We start from the raw sequence: 18,161 nt of genomic DNA, 5'->3' as shown, positions 1-18,161 counted from the left end.
CGCGTGCCAGAGCCGTCCCCTTCTTCCAAGCGTCGTGGCCGCCTCTTCCGCTTCGGGGCGTCCCTTGTGGTCCTGCTCGCGGTCGCCGGGTACCTCGTGGTGCAGTACGTCACCGGGGGCAGGGGCGGCCCGGGCTGCAAGGTCGTGTCCGGCACGGGTGACGGGGCGACGTACGAGTTCACGCCCGAGCAGGCGGTGAACGCCGCGACGATCACCGCCGTGGGCACCGCGCGCGAGCTGCCCGAGCGGGCGGTGACGATCGCGCTGGCGACCGCGCTCCAGGAGTCGGCGCTGCGCAACATCGACTACGGCGACCGTGACTCGCTGGGCCTGTTCCAGCAGCGTCCCTCGCAGGGCTGGGGCACGCCGAAGGAGATTATGGATCCGACGTACGCGGCGGAGAAGTTCTACGAGCACCTGGAGGAGGTGCCGGGCTACACCCGGCTGCCGCTCACGGTCGCCGCGCAGAAGGTGCAGCGCAGCGGCTTCCCGCAGGCGTACGCCAAGCACGAGCCGGATGCCACGCTGCTGGCCGCCGCGCTCACCGGGCGCTCGGCGGCGACGCTGACCTGCGAGGGCCGGCCGGCGGCGACCCGGGCGGCGGGCGCGGACGCGGTGCGTGCCGCGCTGGTGCGGGACTTCGGGCGGGAGCTGCTGGAGCCCGCGGGTGCCGAGGTGGGCGACGTGGCCACGGCCTCGCCGTCCGCGAGCGCGCCGGCCGGGTCGCCCGGCTCCGACGGGCGGACGGTGACGCTCCCGGTCGCCGCGGGAGTGGGTGCCGACGCCGGAACCCGCGGCTGGCAGCTGGCCCACTGGGCCGTGGCCAACGCCTCCGAACTGCACATCGAGCAGGTGGCGTACGCGGGGCGGGAATGGACCGCCGGGAACACCGACAGCCAGTGGCGGCCGACCGACGGCAAGGGCTCCGCGGACGCGGGGGACGGCGCGGACACGGTCCGGATCACGACGGCGCGGTAGCCCCGGTCAGGAGTACGGGGACTCACTCGCGGGCGTCACACGCGGCCGGTCAGGCGACGCATTGCCAACTCTTTACGGTGTCCCACCGCAACCTTCCCGGCGGTCGAGCGGTAGTCACTGCGTCCGAGCCCGACGATCAACAGCCGGTGGATCGCCCTCCCGGGCCGGCCGGACGTCTCATCGTTCTCACCCGCCGAAGGAGCACCATGTCCCTCCCCCTGACCCGTCGGATCGCCCGTGCCGCGCTGCTCGTCGCTGCGGGAGCGGCCGCCGGGGTCGGTGCGGCCGGTTCCGCCAGCGCTGCTCCGGAGCTGCCGGCCACTCCGAACCTCGGCGGGCTGACCGCCTTGGACGGGGCTGCCGACGACACCGTGGACACCGTGACGCGGGACGTCACCAAGACGGCGGGTGACGCCGACAAGGTGGCGCCGACCGTCGGCAAGACCGTGGAGAAGGCCGGGTCGGCGGCGAAGACGCTGCCGACCGAGTCCCTCACCAAGGGTGGCGTCCCGTCGGCCAGGACGCTGCCGCTCGTCTGAGGTTCGGCCGCAGCCGTACTACGACGGGGTCCGGGATCTCCCGGGCCCCGTCGTCTCGTGTGTCCGCGCCGGTGCGGTGAGCGCCTGCCGAGCGATGCCCGGCGCCGGTGGCGGTGCCCACCCTCCCCCCTTGACCGGGAGGGCAGGGGAGATGCCCCCCACCGCCCTGCGGAACGGCCGCCCACAGCCGGGCCGGGCGGGCCGGGGGCGTCAGGCGGTGAGTCTGGCCACCGCCGCCCGGACGCGTTCGTCCGTGGCCGTCAGGGCGACGCGGACGAAGTTCTCGCCCGCCGGGCCGTAGAAGTCGCCGGGGGCGACGAGAATGCCGCGCTCGGCCAGGTGGGCGACCGTGCTCCAGCAGGACTCGTCCCTCGTGGCCCACAGGTAGAGGCTGGCCTCGCTGTGCTCGATGCGGAAGCCGTGGCCGAGCAGCGCCTCGCGCAGGGCGGTGCGGCGGGCCGCGTAGCGCTCACGCTGGACCCGGACGTGCTCGTCGTCACCCAGGGCCGCCACCACGGCCGCCTGCGTCGGCGCGGAGGTCATCATCCCGCCGTGCTTGCGGATCTCCAGCAGCGGGCCGAGGACCGCCGGGTCACCGGCGAGGAAGGCGGCGCGGTAGCCGGCGAGGTTGGAGCGCTTGGACAGGGAGTGGACCGAGACGATGCCGTCGTACGAGCCGCCGTTGACGTCCGGGTGCAGCACCGAGACCGGGTCGGCCTCCCAGCCCAGCTCGATGTAGCACTCGTCGGACAGGAGCAGGACGCCGTGCTCACGGGCCCAGGCCACGATCCGGGTCAGCTCCTCCTTGGACAGCACCCGGCCCGTCGGGTTGGACGGGGAGTTCAGCCAGAGCAGCCTCAGGTTCGTCGGGTCGAGCTCGGTCGGGTCGTCGTAGGCCTCGTACTCGGCGCGGGCGAGGCGGGCGCCGACCTCGTACGTCGGATAGGCCAGGCGCGGGTAGGCGACCTTGTCGCCGGGGCCGAGACCGAGCTGGGTGGGCAGCCAGGCGACCAGTTCCTTGGAGCCGACGACCGGCAGGACGTGGCGGTGGGTCACCCCGCGGGCGCCCAGCCGGCGCTCCACCCAGCGGGTGAGCGCGTCACGCAGTTCCGGGGTGCCCCAGACCGTGGGATAGCCCGGGGAGTCCGCCGCGGCGACGAGGGCCTTCTGGACCGGCTCGGGGACCGGGTCGACGGGGGTGCCGACCGAGAGGTCGACGATGCCGTCGGGGTGCGCGGCGGCCGTCTTCTTGTAGGGCTCCAGCTTGTCCCAGGGGAAGGTGGGCAGCCGGTCGGAGACTGCGGACACGGGTGGCTCACTTTCTGGTACGGCAAACGCCTGGTCCCGTACGGCGATCGGGCCGTACGGGACCAAGGCGGCACGTCGGTGCGGAGGCCGCCGACGGGACGGCTACGCCTGCGGCGGCAGCGCGGCGATGAACGGGTGATCGCGCTCGATCAGCCCCAGCTTGCTGGCGCCGCCGGGCGAGCCGAGCTCGTCGAAGAACTCGACGTTCGCCTTGTAGTAGTCCTTCCACTCCTCCGGAGTGTCGTCCTCGTAGAAGATGGCCTCGACCGGGCAGACCGGTTCACAGGCGCCACAGTCGACGCATTCGTCCGGGTGGATGTACAAGGACCGCTGGCCCTCGTAGATGCAGTCGACCGGGCACTCCTCGATGCACGCCTTGTCCTTCACGTCGACACAAGGCTGCGCGATGACGTAGGTCACGCTGTCGTTCCTCCTCGATAGGGCGCTGGCGGGCCTCCTCAGGCTCCGCCGCCTGGCGCGCGGGAGCGCGGCGTCGTCGATGCCCGCCCCTAGTATCTCCGTTCCTGGGCATGATCCGAACAGGAGGGGTGAACTGACCTGTGGAAATCTCTGCCGCCGGGCGCCTCGAGGTCCGTATCACCACTGCTGACGTGGGAAAACGGGTCTCCGTGAGGAGCTTGATCGAACATGGTCCTTCGGGTGACACGTTCACCGACACGGTCGGTGTTCTCACATCATGGGACAACGGTGTGCTGCGGATCACAAGGAAGAACGGGGAAGGTGTCAGCATCGCGGAGTCCGCGCTGGTCGCGGGCAAGGTCGTGCCGGCGGCGCCGGCGCGTCGGCGCGGTCCGGCCGCCTCGTACGAGGAGCTGGCGCGCGTCAGCGCGCGGGCGTGGCGCCCCGTGGAGAGCGAGCGGCTCGGCGAGTGGGAGCTGCGGGCGGCCGAGGGCTTCACGCGGCGGGCGAACTCGGTGCTGCCGCTGGGTGACCCGGGCGTGCCGCTCGAGGAGGCGCTGACGGCCGTACGCCGCTGGTACGCCGCGCGGGGACTGCCCGCCTACGTCCAGACCGCGACCGGCGCGCAAGGCACGCAGGAGCTGCTGTGCGCGGAGCTGGAGCGGCGGGGCTGGGTGCGGGAGGTGACCGCCGAGCTGTGGACCGGGGCGTTGGCGCCGGTCGCGGACCTGGGTGCGGAGCCGTCCGGGGTCGTGCTGTCGCGGGAGGCCGACGAGGCGTGGCTGGCCCGCTACCGGCGCAAGGGGGTGAGCGAGGTGGCCCTGCGGGTGCTGGAAGGGGGCTCCCCCGGTCCGAGCGACGCCGGGAGCGGGGGAGGGCCGACGGTGTGGTTCGCCACGGTGCCGGGCGGGGCGGACGCGCCGGCCGCCATCGGGCGGTGCGCGGTGGACGGTCGGTGGGCGGGCTTCGCCGCGGTCGAGGTGGACCCGGCGCGGCGACGGCGCGGGCTGGCGACCGCCGTGATGGCCGCGCTGGCCCGGCGGGCGCTCGACGAGGGCGCCTCCGCGGCCTGGCTCCAGGTCGAGGACGACAACGCGGGAGCGCGGGCGCTGTACGACCGGATGGGTTTCGCCGCGCACCACGCGTACCACCACTACCGCGCGCCGGAATCCTCGGATCCGGCGGATCCGGCGGGTGAGGGAACACTGTGAGCGGGCACGAACCGGGTATGCGTTCCCCTCATTCCCCACCGCCCGAGCGCTCCGCCGAGCTGCGCCGGCGGTTCGCCGAGGAGGCCCGCTGCGAGCGGCCCGACCTGTCGACGCTGTGCCTGCTGCTGGGCGCGGAGGCGGACGGCGCGCTGGACGAGGCGGCCATGGACGCCGCACAGGTGGAGCTGGACCGGCTGGCCGGTGAACTCCCCTACCGGCCCGGCACGCCCCGGGCCTGGGCGCTCGCGCTGCGGGAGCTGCTGGGCGAGCGGTACGGCTTCCACGGCGCCCCGGAGGACTACCGGCGGCTGAAGTCCTCGCTGCTGCACGAGGTGCTGCGGCGGCGGCGCGGGCTGCCGATCCTGCTGTCGGTGGTGTGGCTGGAGGTGGCCCGTCGGGCGGGTGCGCCGGTGTACGGGGTGGCGCTGCCGGGGCACTTCGTCGTCGGCTTCGGGGAGGCGGAGGGACAGGTGCTCGCCGATCCCTTCGACGGGGGCCGGGTACTGACCGGCGCCGACGCGGAGCTGCTGGTCGCCGGGGCCACGGGGGCGCCGCTGAGCGCGTCCATGCTGACGCCCGCCGACACGCTGGACGTCGTCCTGCGCATCCTGAACAACATCCGGGCGTGGGCGGCGGCCCGTCCGGAACACTCGGACGTGTCCCTGTGGGCGGTGGACCTCTCCCTGCTCCTCCCCTCGCACCCGGCACGGCTGCGCTACGAGCGGGCGCAGTTGCTGGTGCGGCGCGGGGACTACCGGGACGGCGCGCGGGAGTTGGAGGCGTACGCGGAGGTGGTCGCGGCGGTGGACGAACCGGCGGCGGAGCAGGTGCGGGGGCAGGCCCGGGCGGCGCTGGCGCTGCTCAACTAGTTCGACGACAGGGCGCAGGACGCGGGGGCCCGGTGGTGCACCGGGCCCCCACTCCGCGCGTCGCCTCAGCTGGGGTTCGTCTCGATCACCGCGACCCGGTCGGTCTTGCTCGTCAGGGCCTGGCGGAGGGCGACGTACACGTCCTGGGGGGTGACGGGCGTCTTGTTGCCGTTGCCCCGGGTGATGCGCACATCGTCGAACGTCTGGCCGTACAGCTCCTTCAGGGCGTCCAGGTCGGGCTTGTCGACGAGCTTGCCGTTGACGGCCTCCACTCCGAGGAACTTCCACAGCGACTTCTGCGGGCTCATCGGGATCGAGTGCGCCGCGTCGGTCTGCACGGTCACGATGGCCGACATCGCCGGCTCGGCGAACTCCTTCATCATCCGGTCGACCTCGGCCTTGGAGACCTTCGGCTGCTGGGAGGTCGTCGGGACGTTCACCGGGGCGGCGGTGCCCGTCTCCACCTGGGTGCGGTACGCCTCCTGCACGGCCTGCGTCGACTTGGCCACGTCGATGCCCTTGCCCGGCTTGCCGTACACGGGGACGGCCTTGCCGGACTCGAACTCGATCGTGCCCTCGACCATCGACCCCGCACCGCCCGCGGCGTCCTCCAGGGCGGCGTGCAGCTTCTCCTCGTCGACGGGCATGACCGGGTCGACGACGCGGTGGTTGCCGAAGAGGGAGCCGATCACGGAGACCGGGTTGTAGTCACTGCCGGCGGCAGCGGCGACGGTGGCGTCGGTGTCGACCTGCAGGCCCGCGTTGTCCGGCTCCAGCTCGACCGTCTTGCCGTCGACGGACAGCTTCAGCGGCTTGTTCGGCCGGTCGTCGAGGGCCGCGTCCAGCTTCTTCACGGCCTCGTCGCGGGTGCCGCCGCCGATCTCGACACCGAGGACGGTGGTGCCCTTGGGCACGTCGGAGCGGTTCATCAGCAGGCCGGCGCCGTAGGCGACACCGCCGAGGAAGACCACGCAGCCGCAGAGCAGGACGAGCTTGTTGCGCCCCTTCTTCTTCGGCGGCTTCGAGGAACTCGCCGGGGGCGGGGAGACCGGATCGGGCAGCTTGGGCGGCGTGTGCGGCAGGGGGCCGTCGGTGGGGACGCCGCCCGCGCCGAAGGCCGCCCCCGGCGGGACGACCGGGATACCGCTGGTCACGGTGTGCCCGGAGACGTTGTCGTGGCGGGGGCCGTAGCCCGGCGTACCCGGTTCGGCGGGCTTCTGGGGCGTGAGGATCGCGGTGTCGTCGCTCATACCGCCGCCGGGGACGCCGAGACGGTCCTGCACGCCGGCCGGGCCGGGACCACCGGTGGCCGGCGGCAGCATCGGGCCGTCGCCCATGACCGGGCCGCCGGTCGGACCTGCGGGGCCCTCAGGGCCACCGGGGCGGCCCTGGCCGCCGTAACCCGGCTGACCAGCCTGCCCCGGCATGCCACCCGGACCGCGGTGCCCGTCGGGGCCGCCGGGCGCCTCCTCCGTGACGTACGGCAGGTCGTCGCGGCGCGGCTCGCCACCGTGGCTCGTGCCCGGACGTGTGCCGCTGCCCGCCGGTCCGCCGGCCAGCGCCTCGGTCACATCGAAGGAACCGGTGCCGCCTCCGTGCCCGGGGGCCACGGGCCCGCCGGTCGCACCGGTCGCGCCGGTGGGTCCGGAGCCTTTCGGGCCGCCGGGGCGGGAGCCACCCGGCGCACTCATGGAGCCGACCACGCCACCCGGCCGCGCGCCACCGGGGGCGCCGGCACCGGACGCACCGGCGGCAGCCGCGGGTGCGGAGGCACCCTGCGCGGCGCCGCCCGCACCGGAGCCCGAACCGCTCGGGGTACCCGCCCCGTTGGCGGAGCCGACGCCCGGCCCGCCCTTGCCCCCGCCCGACTTGCGCGGTGCGAACCAGTCACTGGCCGGCTTCTCCTCGGCCGACGACTGGGCAGGACGGGTGGGCCGGGCGGACCGAGCGGGAGGCTCCACCGCGGCGGCCCCGGCCGACGGCGGGGCCGGCGCCTCGGCCGCGGCGGTGTCCTTGCTTTCCGCGTCCGTGACGGGCTTGCGCACGACGACCGGCGGAATGGGCCGCGATCCGGGGATGTTGATCCGGATTCGGGTCGTCAGCGTGGTCTCGGTCTTGCGTTCCTCCGGCCGCGCGGCCGGCCGGCCCTCGTCCGGAATCGCCGGGATGCCGTAGGGCGGGGTGCCCGACGGGTAGGCGGCTCCGCCGTGCCCGTTGGGCCCGGAGGACGGAGTGTCAGTTTCACGACTCAAGGCAGGTTCTCCCGGTTGGCTCCGCCGCCCGTCACGACCTCACGGTGGGGGTCCCCCAGCTCGGAACGGAGCCGAGAGTGCGGGGAAGGCTCGGCGGCGCGCACCACCTTACTGGCCACATCCGGCCCATATCCCAGGACCGCTCGGGAAACCCGCACCGGACCCGCACGCTCATGACACGGCGAAGTGGTACGTCACTTGCCAAGTCGGACGGGACGGCCGTCCGGTTGCCGCCCGGAGGCGAGGGTGGTGCAGATCACAGCGACGCCGATGCCGCCGAGCAGGAAGAGATAGGAACCGCCGTCGGCGGCGAAGAGGAAGTCGCCTTCCGGGCGGCTGGCCGTGAGCAGGATGACGACGAGCATCCAGCCACCGGCGACCGCCCCGCCACCGGCACGGCTGCGCATCACACGTGCCGCCCCCAGGACCAGCCCCGCCTCTCCGGCCAGGGCCAGCAGCAGCCCGCCCGGGAACCACGCGGGCTGCACGAGCGCCCCGGCCACCCCGACCAGCGCCCCGAGCAGGAACAGTCCCAGAAAGGCACCGACCCGTCCGGCGGAGGGCGGACGAATCGGCCGCGCCATCACGGGCGTACGGTCACCACTCACGACGCCTCCCCCACGGCGACTCCGGCGAACAGGTCGTTCTCCCGCGTTTCAGGACGTTCACCGCGTACCAACTCGTAGTACTCAGTGGTGAAGAGGGGCTGGGCAAGCAGGTTGGAGAGCACGAAGTAGGGCTCGGCCACGGTGATCTGGGTGGCGTGGGCGCGCATCGCGGCGGCCTTGGCGGCGGCGTGCGCGGTGCCGTCGATCGCCGTGGTGACCTGCTCGTCGGGGACCACGCCGGGTACGTCGTCGACGTCGGCCGCCTTGTCGAAGGGCAGGCCGGGCAGGTCTTGGTGGAGGCGCGCGAAGGACTCCTCGGCCACGGAGCGGGGCACCCGGTTCCAGTAGATCTTGGGGATGTCCCAGCCGGAGTCGGCGGCGAGTTCCACGGCGCGCATGGCGACGCGGTGGGCCTGGATGTGGTCGGGGTGACCGTAACCACCGTGGTCGTCGTAGGTGACGAGAACCTGCGGCCGCACCTCCTCGATCACCTCGGCGAGCAGCCCGGCGGCCTGGTCGACGTCGGCCTGCCAGAAGCAGCCGGGGTCGTCGTTGTCGGACAGCCCCATCATCCCGGAGTCGCAGTAGCGCCCGGCACCACCGAGCAGCCGGACGTCGGCGACCCCGAGCGCGCGCATCGCGTCCCTCAGCTCACCGAGACGGTGCCCGCCGAGGGCGGCCCCGCTCAGGTGCCTCAGCTCGGGCGGAATGACCTCGCCGCGCTCACCGAGGGTGCAGGTGACCAGCGCCACATGGGCGCCCTCGGCGGCGTAGCGGGCCATGGTCGCGCCGTTGTTGATCGACTCGTCGTCCGGGTGGGCGTGCACCAGCAGCAGACGCCGGTCGGGCAGTTCCGTCATGGGGCCACCTTATGAGGCCCCGGCCCCGCATTCGTCCCGTCACCCCGGGGCCGCACGGACGGCAGGGCTGCCGCACACGCCCGGAACGGAGGTGGGGCCGGGGCCCGGCGGCGTGCGGCGGATCTCCGCCCGGACGGTCTCGCGCGGGAAGCGTCCCTCGCCGACTCCCCAGCGGTCGTGTTCACGGCGGGCGAGGCGGGCACCGCGCGCGGTGCACGACAGCAGCATGCCGGCCGCGTGGGCGGGCTTCGTATCAGGCGTTCGCAAGTGACCGCTTGATCCGGCGGGTGGTCGCGGAAACCGTGAACACTTCGCCCCTGAGTGTTCACGGTTCTCGAAGGGGGTCCGGGAGCCTCGCGGTGGCAGCCGCCCAGCCGCCCCGGCGTCTTCCCCGACGAGGCCCGAACGCGGCCCCGGCGCACCCTCAAGGGCAGCCGCCCCCAACCAACCCGGCGTGAGCCCCCACAGGGACCGCGAACAGCCGCAGCACCCCCTGACGGGCAGCCGCCGAGCCGACCCGGCGTGCCGCCGCCCGGCGAGCGCGTGCCGCGAACTCCGGCCCGCCACGCAGCCGGCCTCGCACCGCAGACATGCCTGAGCCACCCGTTCCTCCCCCGGCCGCCCGCTCGTTTCCCACCCGTGCTGGAGCGCGCCGAGTCAAGGGTGGCCCGCCAGGGCCATCGCCGCAGGCGACGCGGAACGCAGCGCAGCGGAACGCAGCGCCCTTCACTCGGTGCGCGCAAGCACGACACCGGCAAAGAAGCGGGCGGCCCAACGGTCACTCGGGAGCGGGGTCCCGTCCGACACCGGCCCGGCCGACCGGGGCCGGCCGACAGACCGGCCCGACCGTCTCACGGCTACGACGCCGCGCTCAGAAGTTGATACTGCCAATCATCCCCGCGATGTTGGTCGTCAGCTCGCTGATGGTGGGGGCGATCGTCGACGAGGCGAGGTAGAAGCCGAGCAGCATGCACACGATGGCGTGCCCTGCCTTCAGGCCCGACTTCTTGATCAGCAAGAAGACGATGATCGCCAGCAGCACCACCGCCGATATCGAGAGTGCCACGGCGGTTCACCTCCAAGGATCCCAAAGCGCGGGGGGGTAGGAATATGGGGGCAGATAAATCCACACAGCAGCCAGCAGGTTCATACCCACTATGCGCTAACGATCATAACTATCCGTACCTGCGCATCGATCGGCGCACGGCCGCACAAGGGGGCGCATGGCCAATATGGTCAGGGTATGACGACCGAGGCTGACTCCTTCCCCCGACGGCACGCCCGCACCCAGCGCTTCACGCTCGGCGCGCCGCGTTCGTTCACCGTGGCGCCCGACGGCTCGCGTGTCGTGTTCCTGCGCTCCGCTTCCGGTACGGACCGGGCGAATTCGCTCTGGGTCCTCGACACGGAAGGGGGCCGGGAGCGCGTGGCCGCCGACCCGCGCGCCCTCCTGGGCGGCGCCTCCGAGCAGCTCTCCGCGGCGGAGCGCGCGCGGCGCGAGCGGAGCCGGGAGGGCGGTGCCGGCATCGTCGGCTATGCCACCGACACGGCCGTCGAGTTGGCCTCTTTCGCCTTGTCAGGACGGCTTTTCGCGGCCGAGCTGCGGGCCGGGACGGCGCGTGAAGTGCCCACCCCGGGCCAGGTGATCGACCCCCGGCCGTCGCCCGACGGGCGGCACGTCGCCTACGTCGCCCGCGGTGCGCTGCGGGTGGTCGGAGCGGAAGGGGCGGACGACCGCGCGCTCGCCGCCCCGGAGGGGGAGGGCGTCACCTACGGTCTGGCCGAGTTCGTCGCGGCCGAGGAGATGGGGCGCTCGCGGGGCTTCTGGTGGGCCCCGGAGTCGGACCGGCTGCTGGTGGCGCGGGCGGACGACACGCCGGTGGAGCGGTGGTGGATCTCCGATCCCGCCCACCCGGACCGTGAGCCGAGCCACGTCCGCTACCCGGCGGCGGGGACCGCGAACGCGGACGTACGGCTGTTCGTGATCGGGCTCGACGGGGCGCGCACGGAGGTCTCCTGGGACCGGGCCCGTTATCCCTATCTGGCACGTGTGCACTGGTCAGCGGCGGGTGCGCCGCTGCTGCTCGTACAGGCGCGCGACCAGCGCAGTCAGCTGATCCTGGCCGTGGAGCCCGACTCCGGGACGACCCGGATGGTGCACGCCGACGAAGATCCAAGTTGGCTGGAACTTTTCCCCGGAGTGCCGTGCTGGAGCCCCTCCGGGCAGCTGGTCCGGATCGCGGACGAGGGGGGAGCGCGCCGCCTCGCCGTGGGTGAACGCCCACTGACCGGCCCCCAGTTGCACCTGAGGGCGGTACTCGACGTCTCCGACGACGATGTGCTGGTCTCGGCGTCGGCGGGCGAGGAGGCGGCCGACCCGGAGACCGGCGAGGTGCACGTGTACCGGGTGAACGAGCTGGGCGTGGAGCGCGTCTCCGAGGAGCCCGGGGTGCACTCGGCGGTACGCGCCGGGGGCGTGACCGTGCTCGTCTCCGCGACACCGGATGCGCCGGGTTCGCGGGCGCGGGTCCTGCGTGACGGGAAACCGACGGCGACTGTCCCCTCGTACGCCGAAGACCCCGGTATGTCCCCCCGCGTGACCCTGACTCAGGGGGGCGCACGCCGCATCCCGTGCGCCGTGCTTATGCCTCGGGACTACGCCGGTGACACCCCCCTGCCGGTACTCATGGACCCTTACGGTGGCCCGCACGGGCAGCGGGTGGTCGCCGCCCACCATCCGCATCTGACCTCGCAGTGGTTCGCCGACCAGGGATTCGCCGTGATCGTCGCGGACGGGCGCGGGACGCCGGGCCGCTCGCCCGCCTGGGAGAAGTCCATCAAGGACGACGTGGCCGCGACCGTCGTCCAGGACCAGGTCGACGCGCTCCGGGCGCTCGCCGCCGACTTCCCGCTCGACCTGAGCCGGGTCGCCATCCGGGGCTGGTCCTTCGGCGGCTACCTGGCCGCCCTCGCGGCGCTGCGCCGCCCCGACGTCTTCCACGCGGCGGTGGTGGGCGCCCCGGTCACCGACCTGCGCCTGTACGACACCCACTACCAGGAGCGCTACCTCGGCCACCCGGGCGAGCAGCCGGAGGTCTACCGGCGCAACTCGGTGATCGACGACGCGGGCCTGGTGGACGCCGCCGAACCGCACCGGCCCATGATGATCATCCACGGGCTGGCGGACGACAACGTGGTGGTCGCCCACTCGCTGCGGCTGTCCTCGGCGCTGCTGGCGGCCGGCCGCCCCCACGAGGTGCTGCCGCTGTCCGGCGTCACCCACATGACCCCGCAGGAGACGGTCGCCGAGAACCTGCTCCGGCTCCAGCTCGACTTCCTCAGGCGCGCGCTCGCCCCGGCACAGGGGGATGAACCGCGTTAACACACAGGCAACTTCACGGAAGTGGTTCCGATATACGGACACGCGACGCTGAACAGCGTACGGCCGTGCGGGTGCCGTTGAGCGGGCCGGGGTGCGCCATGTCACCCCGGCCCGCCGCCGTGTCCCTCCAGCGGGACCACCTGCCCCGGCGCGGAGCGCCCGATGGACCCGTCCGCCGCGAAGTGACAGGCCGAGTCGTGCGCCGCCGGGCCGCCGCCCGTGCGGAACCAGGCGGGCACCGCGAGGGCGGGCACCTCCCGCGCGCAGCGCTCCCGCGCCTTCCAGCAGCGGGTACGGAAGCGGCAGCCGGAGGGGATGTTCGTCGGGGAGGGCACGTCGCCGCTGAGGATGATCCGTTCGCGGTGTTCCCGGGCCTCCGGGTCCGGTACGGGGACGGCGGACAGCAGCGCCTGGGTGTAGGGGTGCGTGGGGTGCTCGTAGATCTCGGTGTCCGTGCCGGTCTCGACGATCCGGCCGAGGTACATCACCCCGACCCGGTCCGAGATGTGCCGCACGATCGACAGGTCGTGCGCGATGAAGACGCAGGAGAGCTCGAACTCGCGCTGCAGCCGGTCCATCAGGTTGATGACCTGGGCCTGGACCGAGACGTCCAGCGCCGAGACCGGTTCGTCGGCGACGATCACCTCGGGGCGCAGGGCAAGCCCTCGGGCGATGCCGATGCGCTGGCGCTGGCCGCCGGAGAACTGGTGCGGATAGCGGTTGATGTACTCCGGGTCGAGACCGACGACGTCCAGCAGGTCCTGGACCCTGCGGCGCCGGTCGCCCTTGGGAGCCACCTCGGGATGGATGTCGTACGGCTCCCCGATGATGTCGCCCACCGTCATCCGGGGGTTGAGGGAGGTGTACGGGTCCTGGAACACCATCTGGATGTTGCGGCGGACGGCCTTGAGCGCCCGGCCCGACAGCCGGGTGATGTCCTCGCCCTTGTAGCGGATCGAACCGGCCGTCGGCCGTTCCAGGTTGACCAGCATCTTCGCGACCGTCGACTTGCCGCAGCCGGACTCGCCGACGATGCCCAGCGTCTCACCCCGGCCGAGGTGGAAGTCCACCCCGTCGACCGCGCGCACGGCGCCGACCTGCTTGCGGAACAGGACGCCCCGCGTGAGCGGGTAGTGCTTGACCAGGTCGCTGACCTCGATGATCGGCTCAGCCATTCAGGCATTCCCTCCAGAAGTGGCAGGCGCTCCCCCGCGTGTCCGCGACCTCGTGCAGCGGGGGCTCGTCGGTGCGGCAGACGTCCCGGGCGAGCGGGCAGCGCGGGTGGAAGGCGCAGCCCGGCGGGATGTGCGTGAGATTGGGCGGCAGACCCTTGATGGCGTAGAGCTCCCGCCCCTTGAGGTCGAGGCGCGGGACGGAGTCCAGCAGGCCGCGGGTGTAGGGGTGGGCGGGGGCCTTGTAGATGTCGTGCACGGGGGCCGACTCGACGATGCGGCCCGCGTACATCACGGCGATGCGGTCGGCGACGTCGGCGACGACGCCCAGGTCGTGGGTGATGAGGATCAGGCCCATGCGGTACTCGCGCCGGAGCTCCGCGAGCAGTTCCATGACCTGGGCCTGGACGGTGACGTCGAGGGCGGTGGTGGGTTCGTCGGCGATGATCAGGGCCGGTTCCAGGGCCAGCGCCATCGCGATCATGACGCGCTGGCGCATCCCGCCGGAGAACTGGTGCGGGTACTGCTTCACCCGTTCCCGGGCGGCGGGGATGCGCACCCGGTCCATCAGCTCGACGGCCTTCGCCCGCGCGTCCTTGCGCGACATGCCCCGGTGCACGGTGAACATCTCGCCGAGCTGGTCGCCGACGGAGAGCACGGGGTTCAGGGACGACAGCGCGTCCTGGAAGATCATCGACATCTCGGCGCCGCGGACCTTGCGGCGCTCGTCCTCCTTCAGCTTCAGCAGGTCCCGCCCCTGGAAGACGACCTCGCCGCCGGTGATCCGGCCGGGCGGCACGTCGAGGATGCCCATGATCGCCTGTGCGGTCACCGACTTTCCGGAGCCGGACTCGCCGAGCACGGCCAGCGTCTCGCCCTCGTCCACGCCGTAGCTGACGCCGTTGACGGCCCGGGCGACCCCGTCCCGGGTGCGGAACTCCACGTGCAGATCGCGAACTTCGAGCAGCACGGCGGCTCACCTCAGCTTCGGGTCGAGGGCGTCGCGCACCGCGTCGCCGAGCATGATGAACGCCAGGACGGTGATCGCGAGGGCCCCGGAGGGCCACAGCAGCGCGTGCGGGGCGTTGCGGACGTACGGGGAGGCGGCGGAGATGTCGATGCCCCAGGAGACGCTGGGCGGCTTCAGGCCGACGCCGAGGTAGGACAGGGTGGCCTCCAGGGCGATGTACGTACCGAGCGAGATGGTCGCGACGACGATCACCGGGGCGACGGCGTTGGGCGCGATGTGCCGCAGCATCAGCCGGGAGTTGGAGGCGCCGAGGGCCCGCGCGGCCTGCACGTAGTCGTGCTGCTTGGCGGTGATGACGGCGCCGCGGGCGATACGGGAGAGCTGCGGCCAGCCGAGCAGCACGATGAACCCGATGACCGGCCAGACGGTGTCGCTGGTGATGACGGACAGCAGCACCAGTCCGCCGAGGACGACCGGGATGGCGAAGAAGACGTCGGTGATCCGGGACAGGATCGAGTCCCAGATGCCGCCGAAGAACCCGGCGAGGGCGCCGAGGACGCTGCCGAGGACCGCGACGCCGAGGGTGGCGAGGACACCGACCGCCACGGACGTACGGGCGCCGTGGACGGTGCGGGTGTACACGTCGCAGCCCTGGCCGTCGAAGCCGAAGGGATGACCGGCCTGCGAGCCCTCCTGTGCCTTGGACAGGTCGCAGTCGAGGGGGCTTCGGGAGGCGATCGCCGAGGGCCACAGGGCGATGAGGACCAGGAAGAGGATGACCAGACCGGAGACGATGAAGACGGGGTTGCGGCGCAGATCGCGCCAGGCGTCGGACCACAGCGAGCGTGGTCTGTCCTGCGGTGCGGGGCCGTCCGGGCCCGCCGGCCGCTTCTTGGGCGTCTCGGCCTCCTCGACGCCCAGGTCCACGGTGCCGCCCACGGCCGTTGCGGCGAGGGCGGGCTCGGGTTCGTAGTGCCGGTCAGACATAGCGGATCCTCGGGTCGAGTACGGCGTAGAGGAGGTCGACGACGAGGTTGGCGATCAGGAACACCAGCACGAGCACGGTGACGAAGCCGACGACGGTCTGGGTGTTCTGCCGCAGGATGCCCTGGTAGAGCTGGTAGCCGACGCCGTGGATGTTGAAGATCCGCTCGGTGACGATCGCGCCGCCCATGAGGAAGCCGATGTCGGCCCCGATGAAGGTGACCACGGGGATGAGGGAGGTGCGCAGCAGGTGCCGGACGACCACCCGGTGCCGTGGCAGGCCCTTGGCGACGGCGGTGCGGACGTAGTCGGAGCGGCGGTTCTCGGCGATGGAGGTGCGGGTCAGCCGGGTGACGTAGGCGAGTGAGACGGAGGCCAGCACCAGGCCGGGCAGGATCAGCTCGTCGAAGGGCGCCTCGGAGGAGACCGAGGGCCGGATCCAGCCCCACTTCACGCCGAGCAGCAGTTGGAGCAGCAGGCCGGTGACGAAGGTGGGCACGGAGATGACGACGAGGGTGACCAGCAGGACGCCGGTGTCGACGGGGCGTCCCCGGCCCAGTCCGGTGATCACGCCGAGGGTGACGCCGATGACGATCTCGAAGAGGAGCGCGATCAGGGTGAGCCGGACGGTGACGGGGAACGCCGTCGACATCAGCTCGGTGACCTCCTGGCCGTTGAAGGCCGTGCCGAAGTCGCCGGTGAAGACGTTCCCCATGTAGGTCAGGTACTGCTGCCGGACCGGCTCGTCGAGGCCGAATTCCCTCTGCAGTTGGGCGGCGGTCGCCGGGTCGCAGCGCCGCTCGCCGCACAGGCCGGCGATGGGGTCGCCCATCACGTTGACCATCAGGAAGATCAGCAGCGTCGCCCCGACGAACACCGGGATCATCTGGAGCAGTCGCCGCAGGACGTAGCGTCCCATGGCCGGCTCAGCTCACCTTGATCTGTTCGTACACGGGGACGCTGAAGGGGTTGAGCTTGACGGCGGACAGCCGCTCGGACCAGCCGGCGCTGCCGTTCTGGTACCAGAGCGGGATGGCGGCCATGTGGTCGCGGACGACCTCCTGGGCCTGTTGGAACAGGGCGACCGCCTTGGCCGTGTCGGTCTCCTGGTTGGCGCGGTCGACGAGGCCGTCGAACTCCTTGTCGGACCACTTTCCGTCGTTGGAGGAGGCGTTGGTGTAGTAGAGCGGCTGGAGGAAGTTCTGGATGAGCGGGTAGTCCATCTGCCAGCCGGCGCGGAAGGGGCCGCTCATCTTGTGGCCGGTGATCCTGTTGCGGAAGTCGGCGAAGGTGCCGACGGGGTTGGCGGTGCAGGCGCGCTCGTCGTCCAGCGCGTTGTTGATGGAGTTGCAGACGGCGTTGACCCATTCGCGGTGGGAGCCGGTGTCCGCGTTGAAGGTGATCGTCACCCGGCCGCCGGGCAGGCCGCCGCCCTCCTCGATGAGTTTCTTGGCCTTGTCGGGCTTGTACGCGCAGGACTCCCCGCACAGGCCGTCCCGGAAGCCGCCGTCCTCGCCGAGGACGGGCGAGGTCCAGTCGGTGGCGGGGGTGCGGGTCTTGTGGAAGATCGTGTCGGTGATCTGCTTCCGGTCGATCGCCATGGACAGGCCCTTGCGGACCTTCTCCGCGCCGGGCTTGTTCCATGCGTCGTCGTAGTAGGGGAAGGCGAGGGTCTGGAGGATGCCGGCGGGCGAGTTGAGGTAGCGGTCGCCGAGGTCGTTGCGCACGTTCTTCAGCTGCGCGGCCGGGACGTCGTCGACCAGGTCGAGGTTGCCGGCCATCAGGTCGGTGTAGGCGGTGTTGTTGTCGGTGTAGACCTTGAGGTCGACGCCGCCGTTTCGCGCCGTGTCGGGGCCGGGGTAGTCGGCCCAGGTGCGCAGGTCCATCTGCGAGCCGCGCGTGTACGAGTCGACCAGGTAGGGGCCGTTGCCGATGGGCTTCTTCACCCAGGCGTCGTGGTCGTCGAAGAAGGCGCGGGGCAGCGGGGCGAAGGCGTTGTACCCGAGGGTGTCCGGGAACGACGAGAACTTCTGCGTGAGCTCGACGGTGAAGGTCCGGTCGTCGACGACCTCGAGCCCGGAGAGGGTGTCGGCGCTCTGCTTGCCGCCGTCCTCGGGGTGGACCTTGTCATAGCCCTCGATGTAGCGGAAGAAGTAGGAGTTGCGCTGGTGGTTCTTCAGGCTCGCGCCGTAGTTCCAGGCGTCGACGAACGACCGGGCGGTGACCTTCTCGCCGTCGCTGAAGGTCCAGCCGTCCTTGATGGTGATCGTGAAGGTCTGCGAGTCGGAGGTCTCGATCTTCTCGGCGAGCATGTCCTTGGCCTCGCCGGTCTCGGGGTCGTAGCGCTTCAGGCCCCGGAAGATCATGTCGAGGACCTTGCCGCCCTGGACCTCGTTGGTGTTGGCCGGCTCCAGCGGTTTCTGCGGATCGCCCCAGGAGGCGCTCAGCACGGCACCCGCGTCGCTGCTGCCGCTGTCCCCGCTTCCGCAGGCCGTCGCGGCGAGGGCGACCGCCACCGCGCAGGCGGCCCATCGGGCGTGCATGGCTCCGCGCATGGGGTGCCTCCTCGTACGTGCGCTGACCCTTCACGCCAATATCGGCACAAAGG

Annotated in this window: 16 protein-coding genes; 5 read left to right on the top strand and 11 right to left on the bottom strand. The window is 72.2% G+C overall.

Annotation, left to right across the window (positions count from 1 at the left end; genetic code table 11):
- Positions 1-3: 3 nt before the first annotated feature.
- Both IE178_RS09760 and IE178_RS09755 read left to right on the top strand, forming a co-directional pair.
- Complete coding sequence (locus IE178_RS09760) at positions 4-978, top strand: VldE C-terminal domain-containing protein (RefSeq protein ID WP_193511970.1); 975 nt, start codon at positions 4-6, stop codon at positions 976-978.
- A 206-nt stretch (positions 979-1,184) separates the two neighbouring features.
- Positions 1,185-1,517, top strand: coding sequence for an ATP-binding protein (locus tag IE178_RS09755; RefSeq protein ID WP_193511969.1), 333 nt, complete (start codon positions 1,185-1,187; stop codon positions 1,515-1,517).
- Between the two features lie 210 nt (positions 1,518-1,727).
- Here IE178_RS09755 and IE178_RS09750 read toward each other — a convergent pair whose 3' ends face one another.
- Together IE178_RS09750 and fdxA are read right to left on the bottom strand one after the other, a co-directional pair.
- Positions 1,728-2,825, bottom strand: a complete 1,098-nt coding sequence (locus IE178_RS09750; RefSeq protein ID WP_184766482.1) for a bifunctional succinyldiaminopimelate transaminase/glutamate-prephenate aminotransferase — start codon at positions 2,823-2,825, stop codon at positions 1,728-1,730.
- A gap of 102 nt (positions 2,826-2,927) precedes the next feature.
- Positions 2,928-3,245, bottom strand: coding sequence for a ferredoxin (gene fdxA, locus IE178_RS09745; RefSeq protein ID WP_004926152.1), 318 nt, complete (start codon positions 3,243-3,245; stop codon positions 2,928-2,930).
- Between the two features lie 140 nt (positions 3,246-3,385).
- On the opposite strand from fdxA, the gene IE178_RS09740 reads away from it, so the two are divergent.
- Positions 3,386-4,456: a GNAT family N-acetyltransferase gene (locus IE178_RS09740; protein ID WP_193511968.1), complete on the top strand. Its 1,071-nt coding sequence runs from the start codon at positions 3,386-3,388 to the stop codon at positions 4,454-4,456.
- A 17-nt stretch (positions 4,457-4,473) separates the two neighbouring features.
- Entirely contained in the window at positions 4,474-5,325 is an 852-nt protein-coding gene (locus tag IE178_RS09735; RefSeq protein ID WP_193511967.1) for a transglutaminase family protein, read from the top strand.
- Positions 5,326-5,390: 65 nt separating this feature from the next.
- Here IE178_RS09735 and IE178_RS09730 read toward each other — a convergent pair whose 3' ends face one another.
- The 4 genes from IE178_RS09730 to IE178_RS09715 form a co-directional block, all read right to left on the bottom strand.
- Positions 5,391-7,577: a hypothetical protein gene (locus tag IE178_RS09730; protein ID WP_193511966.1), complete on the bottom strand. Its 2,187-nt coding sequence runs from the start codon at positions 7,575-7,577 to the stop codon at positions 5,391-5,393.
- Positions 7,578-7,771: 194 nt separating this feature from the next.
- Positions 7,772-8,161, bottom strand: coding sequence for a DUF6113 family protein (locus tag IE178_RS09725; RefSeq protein ID WP_184766497.1), 390 nt, complete (start codon positions 8,159-8,161; stop codon positions 7,772-7,774).
- A 20-nt stretch (positions 8,162-8,181) separates the two neighbouring features.
- Positions 8,182-9,045 (bottom strand): N-acetyl-1-D-myo-inositol-2-amino-2-deoxy-alpha-D-glucopyranoside deacetylase, encoded by an 864-nt coding sequence (gene mshB / locus IE178_RS09720; RefSeq protein ID WP_193511965.1) that lies wholly within the window; start codon positions 9,043-9,045, stop codon positions 8,182-8,184.
- 871 nt (positions 9,046-9,916) lie between these two features.
- Positions 9,917-10,111 (bottom strand): hypothetical protein, encoded by a 195-nt coding sequence (locus IE178_RS09715; protein ID WP_184766477.1) that lies wholly within the window; start codon positions 10,109-10,111, stop codon positions 9,917-9,919.
- A 177-nt stretch (positions 10,112-10,288) separates the two neighbouring features.
- Between IE178_RS09715 and IE178_RS09710 the strand changes: the two genes are divergently transcribed.
- Positions 10,289-12,427, top strand: coding sequence for a S9 family peptidase (locus tag IE178_RS09710; RefSeq protein WP_193511964.1), 2,139 nt, complete (start codon positions 10,289-10,291; stop codon positions 12,425-12,427).
- A gap of 101 nt (positions 12,428-12,528) precedes the next feature.
- Here the strand turns inward: IE178_RS09710 and IE178_RS09705 are convergent, their stop codons facing one another.
- From IE178_RS09705 to IE178_RS09685, 5 genes are read right to left on the bottom strand one after another with little or no spacing between them, the layout of a single operon-like run.
- On the bottom strand, positions 12,529-13,602 hold the full coding sequence (locus IE178_RS09705) for an ABC transporter ATP-binding protein (RefSeq protein ID WP_193511963.1): 1,074 nt from the start codon (positions 13,600-13,602) through the stop codon (positions 12,529-12,531).
- Positions 13,595-14,569 carry an ABC transporter ATP-binding protein gene (locus IE178_RS09700; protein ID WP_193511962.1) on the bottom strand — a complete coding sequence of 325 codons (975 nt, stop codon included), beginning with the start codon at positions 14,567-14,569 and terminating at the stop codon, positions 13,595-13,597. Before IE178_RS09700 ends, IE178_RS09705 begins: the two co-directional genes overlap by 8 nt.
- A gap of 6 nt (positions 14,570-14,575) precedes the next feature.
- A complete protein-coding gene (locus IE178_RS09695; RefSeq protein ID WP_193511961.1) occupies positions 14,576-15,556 on the bottom strand; it encodes an ABC transporter permease in 981 nt (326 codons plus the stop codon).
- Positions 15,549-16,472, bottom strand: a complete 924-nt coding sequence (locus IE178_RS09690) for an ABC transporter permease (protein WP_184766472.1) — start codon at positions 16,470-16,472, stop codon at positions 15,549-15,551. Before IE178_RS09690 ends, IE178_RS09695 begins: the two co-directional genes overlap by 8 nt.
- A 7-nt stretch (positions 16,473-16,479) precedes the next feature.
- Positions 16,480-18,108 carry a peptide ABC transporter substrate-binding protein gene (locus IE178_RS09685; RefSeq protein WP_193511960.1) on the bottom strand — a complete coding sequence of 543 codons (1,629 nt, stop codon included), beginning with the start codon at positions 18,106-18,108 and terminating at the stop codon, positions 16,480-16,482.
- Between the last annotated feature and the right edge of the window lie 53 nt (positions 18,109-18,161).

The organism is Streptomyces griseoloalbus (assembly GCA_014650015.1).
In the GTDB taxonomy this organism is placed as follows: Bacteria; Actinomycetota; Actinomycetes; order Streptomycetales; family Streptomycetaceae; genus Streptomyces; species Streptomyces griseoloalbus.
Note: the sequence above shows the minus strand (reverse complement) of the source record. Positions and strands in the feature narration are given on the sequence as shown.

What these genes read in the sequence shown, in the direction of transcription:
- IE178_RS09735 (WP_193511967.1), top strand. Translation starts at nt 4,474, where the DNA reads ATGCGTTCCCCTCATTCCCCACCGCCCGAGCGCTCCGCCGAGCTGCGC.
- IE178_RS09695 (WP_193511961.1), bottom strand. Translation starts at nt 15,556, where the DNA reads ATGTCTGACCGGCACTACGAACCCGAGCCCGCCCTCGCCGCAACGGCC.
- IE178_RS09685 (WP_193511960.1), bottom strand. Translation starts at nt 18,108, where the DNA reads ATGCGCGGAGCCATGCACGCCCGATGGGCCGCCTGCGCGGTGGCGGTC.
- IE178_RS09710 (WP_193511964.1), top strand. Translation starts at nt 10,289, where the DNA reads ATGACGACCGAGGCTGACTCCTTCCCCCGACGGCACGCCCGCACCCAG.
- mshB (WP_193511965.1), bottom strand. Translation starts at nt 9,045, where the DNA reads ATGACGGAACTGCCCGACCGGCGTCTGCTGCTGGTGCACGCCCACCCG.
- IE178_RS09705 (WP_193511963.1), bottom strand. Translation starts at nt 13,602, where the DNA reads ATGGCTGAGCCGATCATCGAGGTCAGCGACCTGGTCAAGCACTACCCG.
- IE178_RS09725 (WP_184766497.1), bottom strand. Translation starts at nt 8,161, where the DNA reads ATGGCGCGGCCGATTCGTCCGCCCTCCGCCGGACGGGTCGGTGCCTTT.
- IE178_RS09755 (WP_193511969.1), top strand. Translation starts at nt 1,185, where the DNA reads ATGTCCCTCCCCCTGACCCGTCGGATCGCCCGTGCCGCGCTGCTCGTC.
- IE178_RS09690 (WP_184766472.1), bottom strand. Translation starts at nt 16,472, where the DNA reads ATGGGACGCTACGTCCTGCGGCGACTGCTCCAGATGATCCCGGTGTTC.